Source organism: Stenotrophomonas sp. MH181796 (genome assembly GCF_009659995.1).
Lineage (GTDB): Bacteria > Pseudomonadota > Gammaproteobacteria > Xanthomonadales > Xanthomonadaceae > Stenotrophomonas > Stenotrophomonas riyadhensis.
Genome location: NZ_RAHU01000009.1, coordinates 108,647 through 133,342, shown reverse-complemented (window position 1 = coordinate 133,342; position 24,696 = coordinate 108,647). Strand labels below are relative to the sequence as shown.

Below are 24,696 nucleotides of genomic sequence, written 5' to 3'. Positions count from 1 at the left end.
TCCTCCATGCCTCCCGTCCCGCCCCGACCCGACGACACCGACAACGTGACCCCTCCGCCACCGACCGACGCGGCGCCCGCGCCCACGCCGGTAGAACCTGCGGTCGCGCCGAAGTACCTCAAGCCCAGCGCGCGCAGCGTGGTGGTGATGGTGGTGGTGGCCTTGCTGGGCATTGCGCTGATCCTGCGCGCCTGGCACCTGTGGCCGTTCACCAGCAGCGTGATGGTGACCGACAACGCCTATGTGCGCGGGCAGATCACGGTGATGGCGCCACAGGTGAACGGCTACGTGACCGAAGTGCTGGTGAAGGACTTCCAGCACGTGAGGGAGGGCGAGCCGCTGCTGCGCATCGATGACCGCATTTACACGCAGCGTGTCGCCCAGGCGCAGGCGACGCTGGACAGCGCACGTGCGGCACTGGCCAACTCGGACCAGTCGCAGGCGCAGAACCGTGCGCAGATCGCCTCCGCACACGCCACATTGTCGGCCGGCCAGGCGGAGCTGCAACGCTCGCGCAACGAGCTGAAGCGCTACGAGGAACTGGCCGCGCAGCAACTGGTGTCGGTCAACGACCGCGACAAGTTCCGCACCACCCAGGCCTCGGCACAGGCCAGCGTGCAGCAGTCGCAGGCGCAGATCCGCATCGCCGAGGAAACGCTGGTGTCGACCCAGGTGGCGCGCAAGAGCCTGGAGGCCCAGGTGGAAAGTGCACAGGCACAACTGGAACTGGCGCGCATCGACCTGGCCAACACGGTGATCCACGCACCGCGCGACGGCCAGATCAGCGAAGCCAGCGTGCGCGTGGGCCAGTACGTCGCCGCCGGTTCGCAGCTGCTGTTCCTGGTGCCTGACACGCTATGGGTGGTGGCCAACTACAAGGAAGGCCAGACCTGGGGCATGGCGATCGGTCAGCCGGCCACGTTCTCGGTGGACGCGTTCCAGGGCCAGGTGCTGCGCGGCCGCGTGCAGGAGATCGCACCCGCCACAGGTTCGGAGTTCAGCGTGCTGCGCCCGGACAACGCCAGCGGCAACTTCACCAAGGTGGTGCAGCGGCTGCCGGTGCGGATATCGATCAATGAAGGTCAGACGCTGGCCGCGCAGCTGCGGCCCGGCATGTCGGTGATCGTCCGGGTGGATACCCGGTCCAAGCCGATGGACTAGGGTGCAGGCTGCTGACTGCCTTCACCCCATTGATCCGCTACCGTTGCGGATCTGGATCAGGATCGCTGGAAGACGATGAAATTCACGACACTGGCCAGGCGGGCGGCCAAGGACATGCTGGAAGCGGAAGATCTGATCGCCTTCGTGCAGGAGCACGGCGCCGAAGGTGGCGAGGAGATTGAGCGGCTGCGGATACTGCACGGTTGGCCGGATGATGGCCTGCTGGGCGATGGTAGCCGGGTCGTACCGTTCGGCGGCTGGGCCAAGGCCTGTACCGCCTGGGGACGCCAGGGCGTTGAAGGCCTGCGCGATATGCTGGGTGACCCCCAGCTGGCAGTGTTCGCGCTCGGCACACTGGCCGATGTGAGTGGCCCCGCAGCCATTGCCGTCCTGCTGGACTTTGCCGAACGCGCTGACTGGTCGCGTGCGGGCACACCGCGTGATCTGCCCTGCCAGGCGATTTACTGCCTCAATACTGCGCTTTCGGGGAAGACCGGCGTTGAGGTTACACCCGGCATGCAGGCGTCGATGCTGCGTATCGCCAAGCTCATCTGGGACGCCAGGGTGCCCAATGTGCATTTCCTGGCGCAGGCACTGTATTTCGTGCGCCATGCCGACCCGGTACCAGCGCTCGCCTGGGTCGAGCAGTTGCGGGTGGACGACCCTGTACTGGTCGACGCACAGCGCAGCGTCCTGAAACGTCTGAAAGAGCACGCCGCCCGGGACTGAGCGTGCGGCTCAGTCCGGGTATGCGCCGCGACTCAGCCCGCGCAGCGCGCGCAGAGGCCGTGCACTTCCAGGGTCTGCGCCTGCGGCTGGAAGCCCAGCTCCTTGGCGCGCTTCTCCAGCTGGGTGACGATCTCGCGGTCTTCCAGCTCCACAGCACTGTGGCAGCTGTTGCAGATCAGGAACGGCACCGAGTGCGCGGCACTGCTGGGATGGTGGCAGGCCACGAAGGCATTGACCGATTCCAGCTTGTGCACAAAGCCATTGGCCATCAGGAAATCCAGCGCGCGGTACACGGTGGGCGGGGCATCAGCGCCCACGCCCTTGCCGTTGCGCACCCATTCCAGCAGCTCGTAGGCCTTGACCGGCTTGCCGGCCTCGGCGATCAGCTTCAGTACATTGGCGCGGATCGGGGTCAGGCGCAGCCCGCGTTCGCGCGAGACACGCTCGACCACCGCCACGAAATCCGACGCGTCGTGGACGTGGTGGTGCGGGGCGGTACAGGCAGTGGCGGTCTTGGCGGGCATGCGTGTTCTCCGGTTCGGGCCTGGCAAGGATGCCTCAGGCCGTTGCTACCTTGGTGATGGCCACATCAATGCGTTTCAAGGCCTGCTCGCGGCCGGCCAGGTACACGGTATGGGAAATGTCAGGACTGACCTGGGTACCGGTGATGGCCACGCGCAGCGGCTGGGCGACCTTGCCCATGCCGATCTCCAGCGCGGCGGCCGCGTCGTGCAGGGCGACGCCCACCGATTCGGCGGTCCACTCCGGCAACGCTGCCAGCAGCTCGCGGGCCTTGCCCAGCGCCACCTCGGCACCGGCCTTGAAGTGCTTGGCCACCGCCGCTTCGTCGTACTCGGTCAGCGGCTGGTACCAGACCACCGCCTTCTCGGCCATTTCCTTCAGGGTCTGCACGCGTTCACGCAGGGCGACCACCACGTCCTCCGGGGCGGGGCCGGCGGCCACGTCCAGGCCCAGCTTCTGCAGCTGGTAGACCAGGTGCGGCACGATCGCGGCCACATCCTCGGTCTTCAGGAAGTGCTGGTTGACCCAGCCCAGCTTGGCCATGTCCAGGCGCGAGGCCTTGGAGTTGCAGTCCTTCACGTCGAACAGGTCGATCAGCTCCTGGCGGCTGAACAGCTCCTGGTCGCCGTGCGACCAGCCCAGGCGGGCCAGGTAGCTCAGCAGCGCATCGGGCAGGTAGCCGGCGTCCTTGTACTGCATCACGTCGGCCGCACCGGTGCGCTTGGACAGCTTGGCGCCCTGCTCGTCGAGGATCATCGGCATGTGGCCGAACTTCGGCACCGGCGCGCCGATGCCTTCGTACAGGTTGATCTGGCGCGGGGTGTTGTTGATGTGGTCGTCGCCGCGGATGACCTCGGTGATGCCCATGTCCCAGTCGTCCACCACCACCGCGAAGTTGTAGGTGGGGTAGCCGTCCGGGCGGAAGATGACCATGTCATCCAGCTCGCTGTTGGCGATCTCGATGCGGCCCTTGATCAGGTCGTCGAACACCACCGTGCCTTGCAGCGGGTTCTTGAAGCGGATGACGCGGTTCGGGTCGTCCTTGCGCGGCAGGCCCAGTTCGCGTGCAGCGCCGTTGTAGCGCGGCTTCTCCTGCTTGGCCATGGCGGCCTCGCGCATCGCGTCCAGCTCTTCGCGGGTCTCATAGGCGTAGTACGCCTTGCCGTCCGCCACCAGCTGCTCGGCCACTTCCAGGTAACGGGCGACGCGGTCGGTCTGGTAGATCGGGCCTTCGTCATAGTCCAGGCCCAGCCACTCCATCGCCTCCAGGATCGCGTCGATCGCGCCCTGGGTGCTGCGTTCACGGTCTGTGTCCTCGATGCGCAGCACGAACTCGCCGCCACGGTGGCGGGCCTCCAGCCAGCAGTACAGCGCGGTGCGGGCACCGCCGATGTGCAGATAACCGGTGGGGCTGGGGGCGAAGCGGGTGCGGCAGGTCATGGACGGCTCGAGGAACGGGAATCCCCCGATTTTACCAGCCCGCCGCCCCCGACGGAAAAAGGGGACGGAGGGGATTAAGTCGCGATTGCCCAGTCGCTGGGCCTGCAACCGGGAAACGGAGGGGAGAAACGACTTAATCCCCTCCGTCCCCTTTTACGGTTCTACCTTGCGCGGGAAGGACTGCTCGCGCATCGCGGCGTTGTAGGCGAACGAGGCGACGATGGCTGCGGCCTGCTTCAGGTCTTCCGGTTCGGCGTGGTCCCAGGTGTCCAGGTGACTGTGGTGGACATTGGTGAAGTAGTCCAGCCGGTCCTGGATGAACTGGAAGCCCGGCAGGCCGATGCGGTCGAAGCTGATGTGGTCGGTGCTGCCGGTGTTGCGGGTGGCCACGGTGGTGGCGCCGACGTCATGGAACGGGGCCAGCCAGGCTTCGAAGATCGGCATCGCCGCCAGGTTTTCCTGTGCATAGATGCCACGGAAGCGGCCAGAGCCGTTGTCCATGTTGAAGTAGACCTGGAACTTGCCGTAGTCGCGGGTCTTCTGCAGCGCGCCGGTCGGCTCGCGCAGCGAGGCTGGCAGCGCCTTCTGCGCCGGGTCGGTGGGTTCCGGGAAACGGCCGAAGTGCTTGGCCACATAGGCCTGCGAGCCGATCAGGCCCTGCTCCTCGCCGCTCCACAGCGCCACCCGGATGGTGCGCTTGGGCTTGGCGCCGGTGGCCTTGAGGATGCGCATCGCTTCCATCATCACCGCCACGCCGGCCGCGTTGTCGGCCGCACCGGTACCACTGTGCCAGGAATCCAGGTGCGCGCCGATCATCACCACTTCATCGGGCCTGCTGCTGCCACGGATCTCGGCCAGCGTGTTGTAACCCGGCTGGTCGGCCTCGTCGGTGAAGCGCGCGGCCACATCCACGCGCAGGCGCACGGTCTGCTTGGCCTCCAGCGCGCGCACCAGCGGATTGAAGTGTTCGCTGATCATCGCCAGTTCGGGGATGCCCACCGATTCACCGGCCTTGCGCGAGCCGCCACCGGCAACGCGGATGATGCCGTTGTCCCAGCTGCTGATGCTGATCGAGGCCAGCGCGCCTTCTTCCACGAAGAACGCATTGACCTTGGTCGCCAGCTGCTGGCGTTCCTGGTATTCCTTGACCCGCTTGGCACGCTCGGCGGTGGCGTCCTTGTCCTTGGGCAGGGTGAACTCCTGCAGGCCCTCCAGCGAGGTGGCGTCGTGGCGGTGCGAATCCGCCTCGGTGCCGCGCTTGTACTCGCGCGCCTCGCCCAGCAGCAGGATCTTGCCGCGCAGCTTGCCGCGGTACTTCTCGATGTCCTCGGGCTTCTTGATCTCGACCTGCACCAGTTCGCCTTCAACCGGTCCCTTGGTGCCCGGCGTCCACGCCTTCGGCAGTGCATGCAGCGGCTGTACACGGTCCCCCAGCATCTCCACGCTGGCCGAGGTGAACTCCCAGCCGCGCCCGAAGTCGTCGAAGGCTTCGTCGTGGACGTTGTCCAGCTTCCATTCGTTGAACTTGCCGCGGGTCCAGGCATTGGCGCGGCCCATCGCCGGCGAGTTGGTCAGTCGCGGGCCGATGCGTTCGGTGAGGTAGCTGAAAGTGTCCATCACCTGCGAACGGTGGAAGGCCTCCTGGCGGATGCGGCTGACCATGTCCAGGTCCACCGGCTCGCGCTGCTGCGCGCCTGCATTGCCACCCATCGCCAGCGCTGCGGCCAGCATGCCCCACTTCAACACATCGCACCCCTGCCCTTCGGCTCGATCATCAACCCATCGAGTCTAGCCAGCAGGGGCGCGCCGATACCGTCCCATCGGTCATGGACAGCGCGGAAGCGTGCGAACCAAGGTTCGCACCCACAGGAGAGGTGGTTGGTTCGCAGCCACAGGAGAGTGGTTGGTTCGCACCTGCCACGCCACCTCATCCACTCCATCCCAGCCACAACTGCGCCCGTTCCGGCAGCAGCAGCAACCAGTGCCGCCGGTCGATGCTGCTGCAGCCGTACACCGCCGCATGCGCGGGCCAGTCCTCGGGCAGGCCGCCGATGCCGATCTCGGCCAGCGCCTCCGCCCCGGCCTTCCATGGCCGGTAGCGCGGCACCCGGCCAGCCAGCGCGCCGCGTCCCTGCCGCGCGCCGTGCAGCCAGGCCAGTCCCTGGCCCTGCAATCCCTCGCAGGTCACCGCTGCCAGCTGGAAGCGGACCAGACCGGGGGCGATCCGTGCCCCGGGCAGGGCCGCCAGCACGCCATGTGCCTGCAGCAGTGCATCCACTTCCAGCAGGGCCGGAATGCCCTGCCGTGCCCGTTGCCGCAATCCCTGGCGCCAGCCCATGGCGTACTCCTTACTTCAGGTCCGCGCCGAGCGCGTACCAGTCCACCCGGCGGGTCACCCACATCGCCAGCGCCAGGATCACGAACAGCAGCAGCGAACCCATCAGCAGCGCGTTGTTCTCCGACACCAGCAGGCCATACAGCGCGCCATACAACACGGTCAGCAGCGCAGCGAAGCCGAGGCCGCGCTTCCAGTGGCCCAGCACGTTGGCCAGGTACACCGCCTGCAGGCCGATACAGGCCACCGCCGAGACCAGATAGGCCTTCCAGAACGCGATGTGCTCGGACAGGCTGATCAGCAGCAGGAAGAAGATCGCCAGCGCCAGGCCCACCATGAGGTACTGCAGCGGGTGGATGCGCAGCGACCTGATCAGCTCGAACAGGATGAAGCCGACGAAGGTGAGCAGCACGAACAGCACGCCGTATTTCGAGGCACGGTCGGCCTGGGTGTAGGCATCGACCGGATCAACCAGCGACACCGTCACCGCCTGCGACTCGACCGCACCATCATTGCGCAGCTGTCGCTGTGCATCGGAGGCCAGCGAAGACACCGCCCAGCGCGCATCGAAGCCCTGTGCGTCGACGCGACGCTCGTTGGGCAGGAACGCACCGCTGAATGACGGATGCGGCCAGCTCGAACGCAGTGCGATCTTGGTGTCATCGCCCACCGGCACCACCGACAGCATGCGGCTGCCATCCAGGCGCAGCTCGAGTTCGACGGTGCTGGCAGCCAGCGTGCCGCCATGGTCTTCGGCGAATCCGGCCACCGGTGCATGCAGACCGCGGCCCACCTCGCTGGCCGCACCAACCCCCGGCAGCAGGCGCAGTTGCTTGCCATCCACGCGCAGGTTCGGCGTACCGACCAGGCCACGCACATCGGAAATGCCCACCGCCACATACGGCTGGCCGTAGCTGCGGCCGGCCTTCACCGGATAGTCGTCTGCAGCGAACGTCGCCTTCATCTGGCCGTTCCAGCTGTATACCGGCACCTTGAACAGGCCGACCTCACGCTGGCTCGGCAGCATCTCGCCGCCCACCTCCAGCGACGCTGGCATCTGCAGCCAGTGCCCCTCGGTGACCTGCACCTCGGTCTTCTTGACGCCCAGCGGGTCGACCAGTTCAACCTGCTTGCGTTCCACCCACGGCACCACCCGCACCGGGCCCACCAGCTGCTGTGCACCGGCGCGGCTGTCGGCCACCCGCGAGAAGGCCTCGTCGCGGTACGCGCTGCGTTCGTTGATGACCCCGCGGATCATGGTCAGCGGCACCAGCAGCAGCAGGATCAGCCCGCCGACAATGGCGAACCGCAGCAGCATCTTCAGGGATTTCATGGTCCATCCTCGTTGGAGAGGGCTGCAGGATGGACCGCCGCGGTGAGCAGGGTTTGTGGCGAATTTGAAGCGAGTGTGAAGTCAGCGGCGCGGGCGCTGGCCTGGCACACCCAAAGGCAGCCACAGGCTGGCCACGGTGCCGCCGCCCTCGCGGATATCCACGCTGGCGCGCCCATCATGCAGGCGCGCGACCTCCTGCACGAACGGCAGGCCCAGGCCGGAGCTGCGCCGCCCGCTGCCGGGGCGGGCCAGCGAATAGAAGCGCTCGAACACCCGCTCACGCGCGTAGTCGGGAATGCCGGCGCCACGGTCGGCCACCTGCAGGCGCACGCCCTGCCCGTCCACCTCGGCCTGCAGCGCGATCTCCGCGCCGGCCGGCGAGAAGGCAATCGCGTTGTCGATCAGGTTGTGCAGTGCCTGCCGCAGCAGGTAGGCGTCGCCCTGCACCCGCAGGTCGGGCACGCTGCCGATGCGGACCTGCACGCCGGCCGCCTGCGCGCGCACCTGCGCGGCCGCCGCCGCATCGGCCAGCAATGCCGGCAGCGCGATCGGGTCACGCGTCTGCAGCCAGCCGTGCTGTTCCACTTCGGCCAGCGCCAGCAGCTTGTCGATGGTCTCGGTCAGCCGCTCCTGCTGGTCGACGATGCTGCGGGCGAAATGCACGCGATCGGCCTCCGGCAATGGCTCCTGCAGCAGTTCGGCGGCACCGCGGATCGCCGCCAGCGGACTCTTCATCTCGTGCGTCAGCGACTGCACGTACTGCTCGACGTAGGCCTTGCCTTCGAGCTTCTGGCGCATCGTTTCCAGCGCCTGGCCGAGATCGCCGATCTCATCGCGGCGGCGCCGTGGTGGTGGCACCGGTTCGCCCGCGCTGACCGCGCGTGCATAGCGGCTGAGCTGGCCGAGGCCGGTGGTCAGCCACATCGTCACCAGCACGCCGACCAGCGCCGACAGCCCGATCAGCCACGCACCGCGCTCGATGATGGCGCGCTGGCTGGCGGCGATGAACGGATCGATGCTGCGGTTCGGCTGGGCCAGGCTGAGCACGCCGATCAGCGTGCGGCCGTCGGCCGGGTCGTACACCGGCGCCGCCACATGCATCACCGTATCGCCGTCCTCGCCCGGAATCTCGGGGCTGGAACGGGCACCGTACTCGCCACGCAGGGTGCGGTAGACATCGTTCCAGCGCGAATTGTCGCGCCCCAGGTCACGGCCCAGCGAGTCGTAGATGACGATGCCCTTGGCATCGGTGATGGTCACCCGGTAATCCAGCGAGCGCTTGGGAAAACGCCAGACCATCGCCTTCAGGTCGCGCTGCCGTGCCTTGGCCAGGTTGCGGGTGAAGCTGCCGCTGCGGATGGTGCCGTCCTTGACGTCGGCGGCGGCCATCTCGGCCAGCACGTTGGCCGCGTCGACCAGGGTCGATTCCATCGCCTGGCGCACACCCGGCTTCACTTCGTTGACGAACACGCGCATCACGAAGAAGGCCGCGATGCCGGTGATCAGGAAGAAGCCGAGGAACAGCTTCAGCACCAGGCGCATCGGCTAGACCTCCAGCGCGTAGCCGAGGCCACGGTGGGTGCGGATAGGATCGTCGCTGGCCCCCGCCGCTCGCAGCTTGGCGCGCAGCGTCTTTACATGGGTGTCGACGGTGCGGTCAGCACTGTCGGCACTGCTGTCCCAGCCCCGGTCCATCAACTGCGCGCGGCTGAGGATGGCACCCGGGCGCTGCAGCAATGCTTCCAGCAGTGCGTACTCGTAGCGGGTGAGGTCCAGCGCCTGTCCGCGGAAGCGGATGCGCCGGCCTTCGCGGTCGATGGCGAACGCGCCATGTTCCTGCCAGCCCGCATCGGCGCTGGGCGCTGCGACGACCGGCGCCGCACGGCGCAGGCGTGCACGCACCCGTGCCACCAGCTCGCGCGGCGAGAACGGCTTGGTCATGTAGTCGTCGGCGCCCAGCTCCAGGCCGAGCACGCGGTCCACTTCGTCGTTGCGCGCGGTCAGGAAGATCACCGGCAGCTGCGCCGCCGGCCCCGGCTGTGCACGCAGCCGCCGGCAGACCTCGAAGCCGCCGAGATCGGGCAGGCCCACGTCCAGCACCAGCACATCGATATCGCCGGCCTGCAGCCGCTGCAGGGCCTCACCGCCCAACAGGCAGTGACTGGCGGCATAGCCCTCGCTGCGCAGCGCATAGAGCACGGTTTCGGCGATGGCGGCTTCGTCCTCGACCACCAGGACATGGGCAACAGGAGCTGTCATGGCGCGCAGCATAGCCGCTGCGGCCGCCGCCCCGTACACTGCCGCCCATGAACTATCGCCACGCCTTCCATGCCGGCAACCACGCCGATGTGCTCAAGCACATCGTGCAGCTGGCCCTGATCGACAGCTTCAAGCGCAAGGACAGCCCGTTCTTCGTGCTCGACACCCACGGCGGTGCCGGCCGCTACCTGCTGGCCAGCGAAGAGAGCCGCAAGACCCTGGAGGCCGAGTCCGGGATCATGCGCTTGATGGCCCAGCCCAAGCTGCCCGAGGTGGTCGAGCGCTACCTGAAGGCGGTGCAGGCCGACAATCCGGTCGGCGCGCTGACCAACTACCCCGGCTCGCCGCTGTTGAGCGCGCAGGCGATGCGTGCGCAGGACCGCATGGCGGTCTGTGAGCTGCAGGAAGCCGAAACGGCCACGCTGAAGGCCCTGTTCGCCCATGACAGCCGCGTCGACGTGCGGGCGGGCGATGGCTATGCGCTGCTGCGTTCGCTGCTGCCGCCGAAGTTCAACGGCAGCAAGATCGGCCGTGGCCTGGTGCTGATCGACCCGCCCTACGAGGCCCAGGACGCCGAATACCAGGCGGTCCTGGCCGCGCTGGGCGAGACCCTGGCGCGCTGGCCGCAGGCCACGTGTGCCGTCTGGTTCCCGATCAAGCAGCGCCGCACCATCCTGCATTTCCTGCGCAAGGCCACCGCCCTGCCGGTGAAATCGGCGATGACGATCGAGTTCCTGGTGCGCCCGGACGACTCACCGCTGCGCCTCAACGGCAGCGGCATGCTGCTGCTCAACCCGCCCTGGCAGTTCGACCGGGTGGTCGGCCCGGCCCTGCCGGCGCTGCGCCAGCACCTGGGTGAACCCGGGGCCAGCACCCGCCTGGATTGGCTCAAAGCACCCGAATAACGGCCTTCACGAGGCTGTACCGCCGTGAGCCTTTCGTTCACGGAATGCAGCCCCGGTGATGCCACAATCGATGGACCACCAAGGAATCACCCGGTATGGCCACTCGCAACCGCATGCCGCCCTGGCATGAGATCTTCAAGGCTCCCAGCGGCCACGAGCTGCTGATCCGCCCCATCCGCCCGGAAGATGGCGCACCGCTGCAAGCGGCGTTCAGCCTGTTCGGGCCGGAAGAAATCCGTGATCGTTTCCTGCAGGCGGTGACCGAGCTGTCGCCGGAAACCACCCAGCGCCTGACCCACCCGAATCCCAAGACCGAGATCACCCTGGTCGCTGCCGAATCCCTGCCCGCCGGTGAGGCGGTGGTCGGCGCGGTCGCCCGGGCCTCGATCATCCCCGGTACCCGTGAAGCCGAGTACGCGATCCTGATCAGCCGCTTCCTCATTGGCCAGGGCCTGGGCCGGCAGCTGATGCGCAAGCTGGTGAAGTGGGGCCGCGGCAAGTACCTGGACCGTCTGTACGGCGACGTTGCCGCCGAGAACGAGCCGATGAAGCAGCTGGCCGCCTCGCTGGGCTTCAAGCCGGTGCCGCACCCGACCGGTGCCGAAGGCCTGGTGCGGATGGTGCTGGAGCTGGACAACTGACGGATGCGCCGGGCTCTGCCCGGCGATGCCTCCCGGTAGTGCCGGCCGCTGGCCGGCATTGCGCTACCCCAACGGCACATGAGGCGGCCGGCCAGCGGCCGGCACGACTCACCGGGCTTCGATCGGGCTTCTGCTAAAATCCGGGGTCCATGTCGCGTACCTCATACCCCGCCCCGCCGCTGCCGCGCGCCGGCCAGCTCCGCGCCTGGTGGCGCGCCCCCGCATCGCCGACCGCCCTGGCCTGGTATCTGGCCCAGGCCGCGCGTGCGCACGACGCCCCGCTGCTGGTGATCGCCCGTGACAACCACGGTGCCAACCAGCTCGAAGCCGACCTGCAGACCCTGCTCGGCGGCGATCCGGCCCTGCCGGTGGTGGCCTTCCCGGACTGGGAAACCCTGCCCTACGACCGCTTCAGCCCGCATCCGGACATCATTTCGCAGCGCCTGTCCGCCCTGCACCGCCTGCCCACGCTGAAGCGCGGCCTGGTGATCGTGCCGGTGCAGACCCTGCTGCAGCAGCTGGCCCCGCGCAGCTACGTGATCGGTGGCAGTTTCGACCTGAAGGTCGGCCAGCGCCTGGACCTGGAAGCCGAGAAGCGCCGTCTGGAAAGCGCCGGCTACCGCAACGTGCCGCAGGTGATGGACCCGGGCGATTTCGCCGTGCGTGGTGGCCTGCTCGACGTGTTCCCGATGGGCGCCGACGAGCCGCTGCGGGTGGAACTGCTGGACGAGGACATTGATTCGATTCGTGCGTTCGACCCGGAAAGCCAGCGCTCGCTGGACAAGGTCGAGTCGGTGCACATGCTGCCCGGCCGCGAAGTGCCGATGGACGATGCCAGCATCGCCCGCGTGCTGGCCACGCTGCGCGAACGCTTCGATGTCGATACCCGGCGCAGCGCGCTGTACCAGGATCTGAAGTCCGGGCTGGCCCCGGCCGGCGTCGAGTACTACCTGCCGCTGTTCTTCGAACGCACCGCGACCCTGTTCGACTACCTGCCCGACGGCAGCCTGCCGGTGGTCTGCGCCGGGGCCGGCGAAGCCGCCGAGGCGTTCTGGGCGCAGACCGGCGAGCGCTATGAACAGCGCCGCCACGATGTGGAACGGCCGCTGCTGCCGCCGTCGGCGCTGTACCTGTCGCCGGAGCTGCTGCGCGAGCGTCTGAACGATGCCCCGCGCATCGAAGTGTGGTCGGCTGACCACGCGCGCATCGCCGATGCCCATGCGTTGGGCGACCAGCCGCTGCCGCCGCTGCCGGTGGCCGCGCGCGAGGCCCCCGCTGGCGACGCGCTGAAATCCTTCCTCGGCCATTATCCGGGCCGGGTGCTGATTGCCGCCGATTCGCCCGGGCGTCGCGAGGCGCTGCTGGAAGTGTTGCAGGCCGCCGAGCTGAAGCCGCCGGTGGTGGCCGACCTGCCCAGCTTCCTCGCCGACGATGCGCGCTTCGCGATCGCGGTGGCGCCGCTGGAGGATGGCTTCGCACTGGACGATCCGCGCATCGCGGTGCTGACCGAGCGCCAGCTGTTCCCCGAGCGCGCCGGCAGCACCCGCCGCACGCGCCGTGCCGGCCGCGAGCCGGAAGCGATCATCCGCGACCTCGGTGAACTGACCGAGGGTGCGCCGATCGTGCACGAGGACCATGGCGTCGGTCGCTACCGCGGCCTGATTGCGATGGACGTCGGCGGCATGCCCGGCGAGTTCCTGGAAATCGAATATGCCAAGGGCGACCGCCTGTATGTGCCGGTCGCCCAGCTGCACCTGATCAGCCGCTACTCCGGTGCTTCGGCGGAAACCGCGCCGCTGCATTCGCTGGGCGGCGAACAGTGGAGCAAGGCCAAGCGCAAGGCCGCTGAGAAGGTGCGCGACGTGGCTGCAGAGCTGCTGGAGATCCAAGCCCGCCGTCAGGCCCGTGCTGGCCTGGCGCTGCAGGTAGACCGCGCGATGTACGAACCGTTCGCGGCCGGTTTCCCGTTCGAGGAAACCCCGGACCAGCTGGCCGCGATCGACGCCACCCTGCGCGACCTGGCCAGCAGCCAGCCGATGGACCGCGTGGTCTGCGGCGACGTAGGCTTCGGCAAGACCGAGGTGGCGGTGCGTGCGGCATTCGCCGCCGCCAGTGCCGGCAAGCAGGTGGCCGTGCTGGTGCCGACCACGCTGCTGGCCGAACAGCATTACCGCAACTTCCGCGATCGCTTCGCCGATTACCCGCTGAAGGTCGAGGTGCTGTCGCGCTTCAAGACCACCAAGGAAATCAAGGCCGAGCTGGAAAAGGTCGCCGCCGGCACCATCGACGTCATCGTCGGTACCCATCGCCTGCTGCAGCCGGACGTGAAGTTCAAGGACCTGGGCATGGTCATCGTCGACGAGGAACAGCGCTTCGGCGTGCGCCAGAAGGAAGCGCTGAAGGCGCTGCGCGCCAACGTGCACCTGCTGACCCTGACCGCCACGCCGATCCCGCGCACGCTGAACATGGCCATGGCCGGCCTGCGCGACCTGTCGATCATCGCCACGCCGCCGCCGAACCGGCTGGCGGTGCAGACCTTCATCACCCAGTGGGACAATGCGCTGCTGCGCGAAGCCTTCCAGCGCGAGCTGGCGCGTGGTGGCCAGCTGTACTTCCTGCACAACGACGTGGAAAGCATCGGCCGCATGCAGCGCGAGCTGTCCGAGCTGGTGCCGGAGGCGCGCATCGGCATCGCCCACGGGCAGATGCCGGAGCGCGAGCTGGAAAAGGTGATGCTTGATTTCCAGAAGCAGCGCTTCAACGTACTGCTGTCGACCACGATCATCGAATCGGGCATCGACATCCCCAACGCCAATACCATCATCATCAACCGCGCCGATCGCTTCGGCCTGGCCCAGCTGCACCAGCTGCGTGGCCGCGTCGGTCGTTCGCACCACCGCGCCTACGCCTACCTGGTGGCGCCCGACCGCCGCTCGATCACCCCGGATGCGGAAAAGCGCCTGGAAGCGATCGCGTCGATGGACGAGCTCGGTGCCGGCTTCACCCTGGCCACGCACGATCTGGAAATCCGCGGTGCCGGTGAACTGCTGGGCGAGGACCAGAGCGGGCAGATGGCCGAGGTCGGCTTCAGCCTCTACACCGAGCTGCTGGAGCGCGCGGTGCGCAGCATCAAGCAGGGCAAACTGCCCGACCTGGATGCCGGCGAGGAAGTGCGCGGTGCCGAGGTCGAGCTGCATGTGCCGGCGCTGATTCCGGAAGACTACCTGCCGGACGTGCACACCCGCCTGACCCTGTACAAGCGCATTTCCAGCGCGCGCGACAGTGATGCGCTGCGCGAACTGCAGGTGGAGATGATCGACCGCTTCGGCCTGCTGCCGGATGCGGCCAAGCACCTGTTCGCCATCGCCGAGCTGAAGCTGAAGGCCAATACGCTGGGCATCCGCAAGCTGGACCTGGGCGAGAACGGTGGCCGCATCGTGTTCGAGTCCAAGCCGAACATCGACCCGATGGCGGTGATCCAGCTGATCCAGAAACAACCCAATCTCTACGCCATGGAAGGGCCTGACAAGCTGCGCATCAAGCACCCGCTGCCGTTGCCGGAAGACCGCTTCAATGCGGCCCGCGCCCTTCTGACCACCCTCGCCCCGGGTTGATCGCCCCCCCGAACACCCCGCACCGGTCCCCACCCGGTGCGGGCGGATGACCATGTTTCCTGACGCCGTACCCGCCCCCGACCTGCTGCACGCGCAGGCCTGCCTGATCGATGCCCTCTCGATGTCGCTGCAGATGCGCGACGCCTACACCCGCCACCACTGCGACCGCGTCGGACTGCTCGCGCAGCGCCTGGCCACGCACTGCGATCTCGATGACGATGCCTGCTCGCAGATCGGCCTGGCCGCGCGCTTCCATGACATCGGCAAGATCGGCATCCCCGACGATGTACTGCTGACACCGCGTCGGCATACCGACGAGGAACGCGCGATCATGCGCGAGCATCCGGTGCGCGGCGAACACATCTTCCTGGCCACCGGCCGCAGCGATGCAGCACCGGTCGCGCGACTGATCCGCGCCCATCACGAAGCCTTCGATGGCAGCGGCTATCCCGACGGCCTGCGTGGCGAGAGCATTCCGCTGGGCTCACGCATCGTCACCGTTGCTGATGCCTACGATGCCATGACCAGCGTGCGCCCCTACCGCGCAGCGATGGAACGCGAGACCGCGTTGCGCATCATCGACGAGCAGTCCGGCGGCCTGATCGATCCCTATGTGCTGCAGCGCTTCCATCGCATGCTGGCGCAGGAGCCTGCGCTGGCCTGAGATCCGCCGGGCACGTCCCGGCGCCTCCGAGCGGACAGACGAAAGGCCCGGCGTTCGCCGGGCCTTTCGCTTCACGCATCACGGATGATCGATTACCAGATCACTACGCGCTTGTCGTCGGCACGCACCATCGCGTCGCCGGCCTTGCACTGGAACGCAGCGGCATACGACGGCATGTTCGACGGCGCACCGTTGGCACGGAAGTTGGCCGGCGCGTGCGGGTCGGTGTTCAAGCGGACGCGCAGCTCACCGTCGGTGAAGTTGCGGCGCCACACGGTGGCCCAGTTCATGAAGAAGCGCTGGTCCTGGCTGTGACCATCGACTTCGACATTCGCCTTCGGATCTTCCTTCAGCGCCATCTGCAGCGCGTCGTAGGCCACGGTCAGGCCGCCCAGGTCGCCGATGTTCTCACCCAGGGTCAGCTTGCCCTTCACGAACACGCCTGGCACCGATTCATAGCCATCGAACTGCGCGACCAGCTGGTCGGTACGTTCGGTGAAGGCCTTGCGGTCGGCGTCGGTCCACCAGTTGTCGAAGTTGCCGTTGGCGGCAAACTGGCTGCCCGAGTCATCGTAGCCGTGCATCATCTCGTGGCCGATGACCGCACCGATGCCGCCGTAGTTCAGCGCCGGATCGGCCTTGGCGTCGAAGAACGGCGCCTGCAGGATCGCCGCCGGGAACACGATCTCGTTCTTGGTGGCGTTGTAGTACGCGTTGACGGTCTGCGGGGTCATGCCCCACTCGGTCTTGTCCACCGGCTTGCCGATCTTGTCCAGCATGTAGCGGTAATTGAACGCACGTGCCGCCTGCATGTTGCCCAGGTAGCTGTCACCGTTGGTCTGCAGGCCGGTCCACTCGCGCCACTTGTCCGGGTAACCGATCTTCGGGGTGAAGCTGGCCCACTTTTCCAGCGCCTTCTTCTTGGTTTCTTCGCCCATCCACGGCAGCTGCTCCAGGCGCGCCTTCAGCGCCACCGAGAGGTTCTCCACCAGGTGCTGCATGGCCACCTTGGATTCGGCCGGGAACACGGCGTCAACGTACAGCTGGCCCAGGGCTTCACCCATGCCACCGTTGACCGACTCCAGCACGCGCTTCCAGCGCGGCTGCATTTCCTGCTGGCCGCGCAGGGTCTTGCCATAGAACTCGAAGTTGGCCTTCTCGAACTGGCTGCTCAGGTACGGCGAGGCGTCGTCGATGGTGTGGAAGCGCAGGTAGGCCTGCCAGGTGCTGGCCGGCACATCGGCGAGCATCTTGTCCATTTCACCGAAGAAGCCCGGCTGCGCCAGCGAGAACTTCTGCGCGGCCGGCACCTTCAGGGTGTCGAACAGCGCGGTCCAGCTGAAGTTCGGGGTCAGCTTATCGGCGTCAGCCGCGCTGAGCGGGTTGTAGCGCTTGGCCGGGTCACGCATTTCGATGCGCGACATCGAGGCCTTGGCCAGACGGGTTTCGAAGGCCATCACGGCCTTGGCCTGCTCGGCAGCCTGCGCCGCGTCCACGCCGGACAGCGTCAGCACCTGCGCGATGTAGGCCACGTAGGCGTCGCGGATCTTGGCCTGCGCGTCATCGAAGTAGTAGCCCTTCTCCGGCAGGCCCAGGCCGCCCTGGCCGACATAGGCGATGACGTTGGCCGAATCCTTGTAGTCGGCATTGGCGAACAGCGAGAACAGCACGCCCTTGCCCTCGGCCTGGCTGTCGCGCAGGTACTGGGTGATGGCGGCGGTATCGTTCAGCGCGGTGATCTTGTCCAGCTGCGGCTGCAGCGGCGCCAGGCCGGCGGCTTCGATCTTGGCTTCATCGTTGCCGGTCTTCCAGATGTCGCCGATCTTGGCTTCCACCGAGCCGGCCTTGGCCTGGCTGGCCGCGGCCTGCTGCACCAGTGCGTGCTGCACTTCCAACGAGCGCTCGCGCAGGATCTCGAAGCTGCCCCAGGTGGTCTGGTCGCCCGGCACCGGGTTGGCCTTCAGCCACTTGCTGTTGACGAAGCCATTGAGGTCGGTACAGGCCGAAATGGCCGGATCCAGGTCGGCGCTGTTGAGCGAGATCAGCGGCGTCTTGATCTGCGACAGGTCGAAGGCCGGCTTGGCGTCGGCGCTGGCCGCCGGCGCGGTTTCATTCTTGCCACAGGCCGCCAGCGAGGCAGCGATGGCGATGGTCAGGCCCAGCGGGACCAGGTTGCGGACGTTCATGAGGCTCTCCTGCGGGTAATTTCACAGGGTAGCCGGGGAGGCCTGCGGTGGGACCGGCCAAAGGTCACAGGACGCGCTTATGTAGAGTCGAGCCATGCTCGACTGCTCTCCGTTCCGGGTTTATTGTCCTTGCGGCAAGAGGCCAACAGCAGTCGAGCATGGCTCGACTCTACAAAAAGCGAAGGCCGGCTTGCGCCGGCCTTCTGTTTTATTTCGCCTTGCCCTGGTTGGCCACGGCTTCAGCGGCCTTGCGCGCTGCTTCCGGGTCGCCCAGGTAGCGGAACGACTTCACCGTCAGGTCGTCGTTCAGTTCGAACAGCAGCGGGATGCCGGTCGGGATGTTCAGCTCGAGGATTTCCTCGCGCGAGACGTTGTTGAGGTACTTGTACAGCGCGCGCAGCGAATTGCCGTGGGCGGTGACCAGCACGGTCTTGCCGTCCTTCAGCTGCGGCGCGATGGCGTCGTGCCAGTACGGCAGCACGCGGTCCAGCGTGGTGGCCAGCGATTCGGTGCCCGGCAGCGCGTTGCGGTCCAGGCCAGCGTAGCGGCGGTCATGGATCGGGTGGCCCGGATCCTCCAGGTCCATGGCCGGCGGCGGGATATCGTACGAACGACGCCACACCTTGACCTGGTCCTCGCCGTGCTTGGCGGCGGTCTCGGCCTTGTCCAGGCCCTGCAGGCCGCCGTAATGGCGTTCGTTGAGGCGCCAGGACTTGTTCACCGGCAGCCAGTCCTGTTCCAGCTCGGCCAGTGCACCCTGCAGGGTGTGGATGGCGCGCTTGAGCACGGAAGTGTGGGCGACGTCGAACTGCAGGCCTTCCTCGCGCATCAGGCGACCCGCAGCGGCCGCTTCCCGGCGCCCCTGCTCGGTCAGGTCGACATCGACCCAGCCGGTGAAGCGGTTGTCCAGGTTCCACTGGCTCTGGCCATGGCGCAACAGTACGAGTTTACGGGTCACTGCAGGGTCTCCAACGCGAGGAAAGGCAGGCCGCCATTGTAGCCCCGGGCGCCGCTCACCGGGCCGTGGCACCGCGCATGCGATGCTGTGACCAATGAATACGGTGATCGACCCCGGGCGCTGGGAAGGCAGCGTCGCCGCTGCACGCGCGCAGCAGCTCCAGCTGGCCGGCCGCGTGGAGCGCCAGGACCGCCTGCCACGCAACGTGCGCTGGCTGGCCGGGCTGGATGTCGGCTTCGAGGACGATGGCGCCATCACCCGCGCCGCGGCGGTACTGCTGGACGCAGAGACGCTGCAGCCCGTGGCGCAGGAGATCGCGCGCATCCCCACTGTGATGCCCTATATCCCCGGCCTGCTCAGCTTCCGCGAGCTGCCGGCACTGCTGGCCGCGCTGGCGCTGCTGCCGCGCACGCCGGACCTGGTGTTCGTCGATGGCCATGGCATCAGCCACCCGCGCCGGCTGGGGGTGGCCGCTCACCTCGGTGTGGTCACCGACCTGCCAAGCATCGGCGTCGCCAAGTCGAAACTGGTGGGCCGGTTCGTCGAACCGGGTGCCGAGGCCGGTGCGCATACGCCGCTGCTGGACGGCGATGAGCAACTGGGTTGGGTGCTGCGCAGCAAGATTCGCTGCAAGCCGCTGTTCGTGGCCGGTGGCCATCGGGTCAGTGCGGATACCGCGCTGGACTGGGTGCAGCGCACGCTGCGCGGTTACCGGCTGCCGGAGCCGACGCGGCTGGCAGACCGGCTGGCCTCGCGACGGGACGAATGACCGCACCGGGCATCACCCGGCGCGGTCGCCATCCTCGATCAGCGATGCACGTGGCCGCGATGGCCCTGCGCGTCCTCGCCGTGGTCATGGCCTTCATGGCCCTCGTGCTCGCCGGCCTTGGCCGGCGCCGGCTCACCACAGGCTTCGCCGCAGTGGTCCGCTTCGATCTGCAGTGTCACGTGCTCGATGCCGAAGTCATCGTGCAGGCGCCCGCCCAGATCACGACGCAGCGCATCGGCATCGGTGCCGTCGCGCATCACGATGTGCGCGGTCAGCGCCGGGGTGCTGGAGGCCAGCGCCCACACATGCAGGTCATGCACGTCCAGTACCGCAGCGTGGCCGGACAGGCTGTCGCGCACCTTGGCCACGTCCATGCCCTTGGGCACGCCTTCCAGCAGCACGTTGATCGCTTCGCGCATCAGCACATAGGTGCGCGGCAGTACCCACAGGCCGATCAGCACCGCCAGGATCGGGTCGATCGGCTTCCAGCCGGTCCACTTGATCAACAGCGCGCCAGCAATCACGGCCACCGAGCCGAGCATGTCTGCCCACACTTCCAGGTAGGCACCCTTCACGTTGAGGCTCTCGCCGCTGCCGGCCTGCAGCAGGCGCATCGAGATCAGGTTGATGACCAGGCCCGCCGCGGCAATCACCAGCATGCCCGACGAGGCAATCTCCTGCGGCTCGCGGAAACGTCCAATGGCCTCCCACAGGATATAGCCGGCGACCACGAACAGCATCGCGCCATTGATCATCGCGCCCAGCGCTTCCAGGCGTGCATAGCCGTAGGTGCGGCGCGCGTCCGGCGGGCGCCGGCTCAGCCGCACCGCGACCAGCGCGATCATCAGCGCTAAAGCGTCGGTAGCCATGTGCGCCGCGTCGGACAGCAGCGCCAGGCTGTTGGTCCAGAACGCGCCTACCACTTCGACGACGAGGAAGGTGGAGGTCAGGCCGAGCGCCCACCACAAGGGTTTCTCGTGGCGGATCTCGGATGGCAGGTGATCGTGGTCGTGGCCCATGGCAACAGCTCCTTTGCGATGGGAGGCAGGCTACGCCGGAGGGCGTTGGGAAACTATCACGGTGTTTATAACATTGCAGGCCACGCGGTCCCTCACCGGGCATGGCCCGGCGCTACCGGAGCGCGGCCGGCAACGCCAGGCCACGCCTGGCGGACGCAGCGGACCGACGTCCGCCTGCGGTCAGAACCCGAAGCGCAGGCTGGCCCAGTACGCGCGGCCCGGCTCGTTGTAGGTCGCCGCGCCGGCATCGCTGCTGTTGGCCTCGCGGAACAGGCGCTTGTCGGCCAGGTTGTTGACGCCGAAACCGAAGCTGACCGTCTCGGTCACCTTGTAGCGCGCGCTCACGCCCCAGATGTTGTACGCACCACGGTCCTGCAGCGCGATCGACGGATCGCAGGTGCCGGTGCAGCGCGGATCATTGTTGATGTTGGTGGTGGCCGGCTTCTGCTTGCCGTAGAAGGTGCCGGTCAGCAGCACCGACAGCTTGTCGGTGGCCTGCCAGTCCAGCATCGTGTTGACGGTGTACTTCGGAATCACCGACAGCGGCTGGCCGGTGCTCTTGTTCTCGTTCTCCACCATGTAGGTGAAGTTGTTGCTCCACTTCAGGCGGTTGCCCTGCTCGCCCAGCAGCGGGACCACCAGGTTGCCTTCCAGCCCCTGCACGATCGCCTTGGGTGCGTTCTCCCAGCGGAAGATGCGACCCTTGGTGTCGGCGGTCAGCCCGATCTGGTTGTACCCGGCCTGGATCTTGTCCTTGTAGTCGTTGTGGAAGTAGGTCAACGACGCTTGCCAGCCGCTCTGCGGTGCCCACTCGATACCCAGTTCCTTGTTCAGGCTGGTTTCCGCCTTCAGGTCCGAGTTGCCGCGCATGTAGCAGCCGGCGCCCAGGCTCGGCAGTGCATTCGGGCAACCATTGCCCCGGGTGTAGTACAGGTAGTCCGGATTCGACTGGTACAGGTTCGGCGCCTTGAATGCACGGGCGATACCGCCCTTCACCACCCAGTCGCTGTTGATGCGGAACTGCGCGTTGAGGCTGGGGCTGGTGTTGTTGCCGAACTGGCTGTGGTGGTCGAAGCGCAGGCCCGGGGTGACGATCCAGCGCTCGCCCAGGTAGATGTTGTCTTCCACGAACACGGCGGTGGTCTGCGCGTCGGACTTGCCGCGTGCGCGATCGGCCGACAGCCCCGGGATGCCGCCGCCGCTGCTGCTGGACTGGCTCATCGAGTACGGGTCGGTCAGGCGGCTGTCCAGGTATTCAAAGCCCAGCGTCCAGATGTTCTCGGCACCACCCAGCGTGGTCGGGAAACTGACTTCGCCGTCCAGCTGGTAGTTGCGCAGGCGCGAGGTCGACCAGTCGGTGCCGTTGAAGCTGCCCTCCGGGCCACCGGCCAGGCCTTCGTTGATGCGTGAGTTGTTCACCGCCTCCACTGCAGCCGTTACCCGCGAGGTCACGTCGCCCCAGCGGCCACGATGGGTGATCGCGCCGGTGTTGCGGTACATGCGGTTGGTCTCCGCCTTGTCGTCGGCCAGGGCGGCCAGATCGATCCCGGTCGACGTGCCGGTGGTGCTGACCGCGCGGTCGCCGGCGTAGATGTTGCCCTGGCGGCTGGTGCCGGCTTCGAATTCGACCACCTGATCGGCTGTCACGTCCCAGCGCAGCAGCGCGTTGACATCGCGGTTCTTGACGCCCTCACGACCGGCCGGCGGCACCGCGTTGGGAGTGGTAGCGTACTGGCGGTTGAGCTCCAGCGAGTCCGCGTCGGTCTTGTTGAGATTGCCGTACAGGCGGAACGACAACGTGTCGGTCATCGGACCGCTCAGCTGCAGGCCAACGCGCTCGCTGCCGCCTTCGGCGCTGTGCTCGGGCACCAGGCCATACAGGTCGACCGCGCCGGTCAGGTCGCCGGTCGGGCGCTTGGTGATGATGTTGACCACGCCACCGGAAGCACCCGAGCCATAACGTGCCGCTGCAGGGCCACGCAGCACTTCGATGCGCTCGATCATTTCCGCCGGCACCCAGTTGGTATCGCCGCGGGTATTGCGCTCACCGCTGCGGCCCATGCGCACGGCATCACGCGCACCGATGCGCTTGCCGTCGACCAGGATCAGGGTGTTTTCCGGGCCCATGCCACGCAGATCGATCTGGCGGTTGTTGCCGTACTGGCCCGAGGCACTGTTGCCGGTCAGGTTGACGCCGGGCATGGTCCGCAGCAGCTCGGCGATGTCGTTGGCCGGCGGGCGCCTGGCGATGTCCTCTGCGGTGATGGTCGAGGTACCCAGGGCCTGGCGCGCGATCTGCGAGGCGGTGACGTGCACCGTGTCGATATCGGTGGCGTCGGTTTCGGCGTGGGCGGTCAGAGCGCTGCCGGCCAGCAGGGCGGCAACGGCAAGCGCCAGCGGGCGCGGCGAAAGGACAACGGCAGGGGACATGATCAGGACCTTCTGGCAGGGCTACGGGGCCTCTGGCAAAGGGCTTGAGGCAACGACGAGGGGGAGGCGGAGCAGTCCTGCAGCAGGCACCTGCAGCCCGTTCCGTGCGCGCATTCTCCCATCAATGCGATTGATTCTCAAATGCGTTCACTCATTGCCGCAGCGGCGCCGATGTGGTTTGCGCACCGTGCAACCCTGCACCGCGCGTAAACTGGCCGGCTAACCCGCCATCAACCGTATGCCGCCGCGGCCGATACCCGTGGTTTGCCGTACGCAGTCAGAGATCGACGTGGAACCACCCCAATTGGACGATGCCAGCCAGCCGCTGGCCGAGGCCTGGCAGCAGTGTCTGCTGCAGGCCGGCCCTGCCGCCACCGCGCTGCTGCGCGCCGCTGCCATCGATGCCCCGCCCGCGCTGGCCCAGCGCTTCTATGAAGTGCTGCTGCAGGATGGGCGGGCACGCCGCTTCCTGTCCCACGAGCAGGTCAAGCTGCGCCTGCAACCGGCCATGCAACGCTGGCTGGTGCAACTGTTGACCACCGATGCCGCCGGTATCGTCACCACCGTCGCCTCACAGCGGGTGATCGGCGATGTCCACGCCCGGGTCGGCATTCCTGTCGACCTGGTCACCCGTGGCGCACGCGTGCTCAAGCACGAACTGTTCGTGCGCCTGCGCGACGATGCGCCGGACAGCGACACCGCATTCGCCGCCATCGACTGCCTCAGCGCGATCATGGACATCGCCATGGAAGGCATGACCCTGGCCTACACCCATGCGCGCGAACGCTCGACCCGAGCCGATGCGGCCTACCGCCTGTTCTCGCTGGTGCAGAACGTCAGCACCGAACGCGAGCGCCAGCGCGCATTGCTGCTGGACTGGGAAAACGCCCTGCTCTACGCGTTGGCCGGCCATGTGCAGGGCAGTGACAGCGCCAGCCTCGCCACCTCGGAATTCGGCCTGTGGTTCACCCACAAGGGCATCCCCAGCTTCGGCGAAAGCAGCGAGACCCAACAGGTCGGCCAGCTGATGGCGCGCATCGATGGCAACCTGCAGCGCGCAGACAGCGATGCTGCACAGCGCCTGGCGGTGTTGCCCGCCATCCGTGACGACCTGGCTGCCATCCGGACCCTGATGACCCTGCTGTTCGAACGCATCGGCGAACTCGACGCCGGCAGCGATGCCTTGACCAACCTGCTCAACCGCCGATTCCTGCCAACAGTGCTGCGTCGCGAGATCGAGCTGGCCACGCGCAACCAGACGCCCTTTTCGCTGCTGCTGCTCGACCTGGATCATTTCAAGGTGATCAACGATGGCCATGGCCACGATGCCGGCGACCGCGCGTTGCAGCACGTCGCCGGCCTGCTCGGCCAGCTCACGCGCGGCAGCGACTACCTGTTCCGCTATGGCGGCGAAGAGTTCGTGGTGGTGCTGGTCGCCGCCAGCGAATCGCAGGCACAGGTCATCGCCGAAAGCCTGCGCAGGCAGATCGCGCAGTCGCCGGTGGCACTGGCCAACGGCCAGGTGCTGGCACTGACCGCCAGCATCGGCGTGGCCGGCCACGATGGCCATCCGGACTACGAGCGGCTGATGGCACGTGCCGACGCCGCGATGTACGAGGCCAAGCGCAGCGGCCGCAACCGCGTGGTGGTGGCCAGTGCGGACCTGCAGGAAGCCCCGGGGCGGCGCGCACTGCAGCGATGACGGCAGGACAGGTAGAGTCGACCGCTGGT

19 protein-coding genes are annotated in these 24,696 nt (G+C 67.4%); 8 read left to right on the top strand and 11 right to left on the bottom strand.

Translation table 11 applies throughout. The features are described from left to right. The first annotated feature begins 6 nt into the window (after positions 1-6). Both D5301_RS21805 and D5301_RS21800 read left to right on the top strand, forming a co-directional pair. Positions 7-1,161, top strand: coding sequence for an HlyD family secretion protein (locus D5301_RS21805; protein WP_153856870.1), 1,155 nt, complete (start codon positions 7-9; stop codon positions 1,159-1,161). A 75-nt stretch (positions 1,162-1,236) separates the two neighbouring features. Continuing rightward, positions 1,237-1,890 carry a hypothetical protein gene (locus D5301_RS21800; RefSeq protein WP_153856869.1) on the top strand — a complete coding sequence of 218 codons (654 nt, stop codon included), beginning with the start codon at positions 1,237-1,239 and terminating at the stop codon, positions 1,888-1,890. 32 nt (positions 1,891-1,922) lie between these two features. Here the strand turns inward: D5301_RS21800 and D5301_RS21795 are convergent, their stop codons facing one another. The 7 genes from D5301_RS21795 to creB all read right to left on the bottom strand — a co-directional run bounded on the left by D5301_RS21795 (position 1,923) and on the right by creB (position 9,791). After that, a complete protein-coding gene (locus D5301_RS21795) occupies positions 1,923-2,414 on the bottom strand; it encodes a Fur family transcriptional regulator (protein ID WP_004150412.1) in 492 nt (163 codons plus the stop codon). A gap of 34 nt (positions 2,415-2,448) precedes the next feature. Continuing rightward, positions 2,449-3,852 (bottom strand): glutamate--tRNA ligase, encoded by a 1,404-nt coding sequence (gene gltX / locus D5301_RS21790; protein WP_153856868.1) that lies wholly within the window; start codon positions 3,850-3,852, stop codon positions 2,449-2,451. Between the two features lie 153 nt (positions 3,853-4,005). Then, entirely contained in the window at positions 4,006-5,583 is a 1,578-nt protein-coding gene (locus D5301_RS21785) for a M20/M25/M40 family metallo-hydrolase (protein ID WP_121503870.1), read from the bottom strand. Positions 5,584-5,779: 196 nt separating this feature from the next. After that, on the bottom strand, positions 5,780-6,190 hold the full coding sequence (locus D5301_RS21780) for a hypothetical protein (RefSeq protein ID WP_071228476.1): 411 nt from the start codon (positions 6,188-6,190) through the stop codon (positions 5,780-5,782). Between the two features lie 10 nt (positions 6,191-6,200). Further along, a complete protein-coding gene (gene creD / locus D5301_RS21775; RefSeq protein ID WP_094000229.1) occupies positions 6,201-7,520 on the bottom strand; it encodes a cell envelope integrity protein CreD in 1,320 nt (439 codons plus the stop codon). A gap of 81 nt (positions 7,521-7,601) precedes the next feature. Further along, positions 7,602-9,062: a two-component system sensor histidine kinase CreC gene (gene creC / locus D5301_RS21770; protein ID WP_153856867.1), complete on the bottom strand. Its 1,461-nt coding sequence runs from the start codon at positions 9,060-9,062 to the stop codon at positions 7,602-7,604. 3 nt (positions 9,063-9,065) lie between these two features. After that, positions 9,066-9,791 carry a two-component system response regulator CreB gene (gene creB, locus D5301_RS21765; protein ID WP_110711666.1) on the bottom strand — a complete coding sequence of 242 codons (726 nt, stop codon included), beginning with the start codon at positions 9,789-9,791 and terminating at the stop codon, positions 9,066-9,068. Positions 9,792-9,826: 35 nt separating this feature from the next. Between creB and rlmJ the strand changes: the two genes are divergently transcribed. The 4 genes from rlmJ to D5301_RS21745 all read left to right on the top strand — a co-directional run bounded on the left by rlmJ (position 9,827) and on the right by D5301_RS21745 (position 15,603). Continuing rightward, on the top strand, positions 9,827-10,684 hold the full coding sequence (gene rlmJ, locus D5301_RS21760; protein WP_014036453.1) for a 23S rRNA (adenine(2030)-N(6))-methyltransferase RlmJ: 858 nt from the start codon (positions 9,827-9,829) through the stop codon (positions 10,682-10,684). 95 nt (positions 10,685-10,779) lie between these two features. Further along, positions 10,780-11,325, top strand: a complete 546-nt coding sequence (locus D5301_RS21755) for a GNAT family N-acetyltransferase (RefSeq protein ID WP_004150340.1) — start codon at positions 10,780-10,782, stop codon at positions 11,323-11,325. Between the two features lie 149 nt (positions 11,326-11,474). Beyond that, positions 11,475-14,939: a transcription-repair coupling factor gene (gene mfd, locus D5301_RS21750; protein WP_153856866.1), complete on the top strand. Its 3,465-nt coding sequence runs from the start codon at positions 11,475-11,477 to the stop codon at positions 14,937-14,939. Between the two features lie 46 nt (positions 14,940-14,985). After that, complete coding sequence (locus D5301_RS21745) at positions 14,986-15,603, top strand: HD domain-containing phosphohydrolase (protein ID WP_032127517.1); 618 nt, start codon at positions 14,986-14,988, stop codon at positions 15,601-15,603. Positions 15,604-15,695: 92 nt separating this feature from the next. On the opposite strand, the gene D5301_RS21740 is transcribed toward D5301_RS21745, so the two are convergent. Continuing rightward, positions 15,696-17,789 carry a M13 family metallopeptidase gene (locus tag D5301_RS21740; protein ID WP_153856865.1) on the bottom strand — a complete coding sequence of 698 codons (2,094 nt, stop codon included), beginning with the start codon at positions 17,787-17,789 and terminating at the stop codon, positions 15,696-15,698. A gap of 208 nt (positions 17,790-17,997) precedes the next feature. Further along, positions 17,998-18,747, bottom strand: coding sequence for a 2,3-diphosphoglycerate-dependent phosphoglycerate mutase (gene gpmA / locus D5301_RS21735; protein WP_004150217.1), 750 nt, complete (start codon positions 18,745-18,747; stop codon positions 17,998-18,000). Positions 18,748-18,841: 94 nt separating this feature from the next. Between gpmA and nfi the strand changes: the two genes are divergently transcribed. Further along, complete coding sequence (nfi, locus tag D5301_RS21730) at positions 18,842-19,516, top strand: deoxyribonuclease V (protein WP_153856864.1); 675 nt, start codon at positions 18,842-18,844, stop codon at positions 19,514-19,516. 38 nt (positions 19,517-19,554) lie between these two features. Here nfi and D5301_RS21725 read toward each other — a convergent pair whose 3' ends face one another. Next, on the bottom strand, positions 19,555-20,535 hold the full coding sequence (locus D5301_RS21725) for a cation diffusion facilitator family transporter (protein WP_107432646.1): 981 nt from the start codon (positions 20,533-20,535) through the stop codon (positions 19,555-19,557). 180 nt (positions 20,536-20,715) lie between these two features. Continuing rightward, the gene (locus tag D5301_RS21720) at positions 20,716-22,965 is read right to left on the bottom strand and encodes a TonB-dependent siderophore receptor (protein ID WP_153856863.1); all 2,250 of its coding nucleotides are present in this window, start codon (positions 22,963-22,965) and stop codon (positions 20,716-20,718) included. 289 nt (positions 22,966-23,254) lie between these two features. Between D5301_RS21720 and D5301_RS21715 the strand changes: the two genes are divergently transcribed. Next, a complete protein-coding gene (locus D5301_RS21715) occupies positions 23,255-24,667 on the top strand; it encodes a GGDEF domain-containing protein (protein ID WP_324187371.1) in 1,413 nt (470 codons plus the stop codon). Positions 24,668-24,696 lie beyond the last annotated feature (29 nt).

What these genes read in the sequence shown, in the direction of transcription:
- D5301_RS21805 (WP_153856870.1), top strand. Translation starts at nt 7, where the DNA reads ATGCCTCCCGTCCCGCCCCGACCCGACGACACCGACAACGTGACCCCT.
- D5301_RS21800 (WP_153856869.1), top strand. Translation starts at nt 1,237, where the DNA reads ATGAAATTCACGACACTGGCCAGGCGGGCGGCCAAGGACATGCTGGAA.
- D5301_RS21795 (WP_004150412.1), bottom strand. Translation starts at nt 2,414, where the DNA reads ATGCCCGCCAAGACCGCCACTGCCTGTACCGCCCCGCACCACCACGTC.
- gltX (WP_153856868.1), bottom strand. Translation starts at nt 3,852, where the DNA reads ATGACCTGCCGCACCCGCTTCGCCCCCAGCCCCACCGGTTATCTGCAC.
- D5301_RS21785 (WP_121503870.1), bottom strand. Translation starts at nt 5,583, where the DNA reads ATGCTGGCCGCAGCGCTGGCGATGGGTGGCAATGCAGGCGCGCAGCAG.
- D5301_RS21780 (WP_071228476.1), bottom strand. Translation starts at nt 6,190, where the DNA reads ATGGGCTGGCGCCAGGGATTGCGGCAACGGGCACGGCAGGGCATTCCG.
- creD (WP_094000229.1), bottom strand. Translation starts at nt 7,520, where the DNA reads ATGAAATCCCTGAAGATGCTGCTGCGGTTCGCCATTGTCGGCGGGCTG.
- creC (WP_153856867.1), bottom strand. Translation starts at nt 9,062, where the DNA reads ATGCGCCTGGTGCTGAAGCTGTTCCTCGGCTTCTTCCTGATCACCGGC.
- creB (WP_110711666.1), bottom strand. Translation starts at nt 9,791, where the DNA reads ATGCTGCGCGCCATGACAGCTCCTGTTGCCCATGTCCTGGTGGTCGAG.
- rlmJ (WP_014036453.1), top strand. Translation starts at nt 9,827, where the DNA reads ATGAACTATCGCCACGCCTTCCATGCCGGCAACCACGCCGATGTGCTC.
- D5301_RS21755 (WP_004150340.1), top strand. Translation starts at nt 10,780, where the DNA reads ATGGCCACTCGCAACCGCATGCCGCCCTGGCATGAGATCTTCAAGGCT.
- mfd (WP_153856866.1), top strand. Translation starts at nt 11,475, where the DNA reads ATGTCGCGTACCTCATACCCCGCCCCGCCGCTGCCGCGCGCCGGCCAG.
- D5301_RS21745 (WP_032127517.1), top strand. Translation starts at nt 14,986, where the DNA reads ATGACCATGTTTCCTGACGCCGTACCCGCCCCCGACCTGCTGCACGCG.
- D5301_RS21740 (WP_153856865.1), bottom strand. Translation starts at nt 17,789, where the DNA reads ATGAACGTCCGCAACCTGGTCCCGCTGGGCCTGACCATCGCCATCGCT.
- nfi (WP_153856864.1), top strand. Translation starts at nt 18,842, where the DNA reads ATGAATACGGTGATCGACCCCGGGCGCTGGGAAGGCAGCGTCGCCGCT.
- D5301_RS21725 (WP_107432646.1), bottom strand. Translation starts at nt 20,535, where the DNA reads ATGGGCCACGACCACGATCACCTGCCATCCGAGATCCGCCACGAGAAA.
- D5301_RS21720 (WP_153856863.1), bottom strand. Translation starts at nt 22,965, where the DNA reads ATGTCCCCTGCCGTTGTCCTTTCGCCGCGCCCGCTGGCGCTTGCCGTT.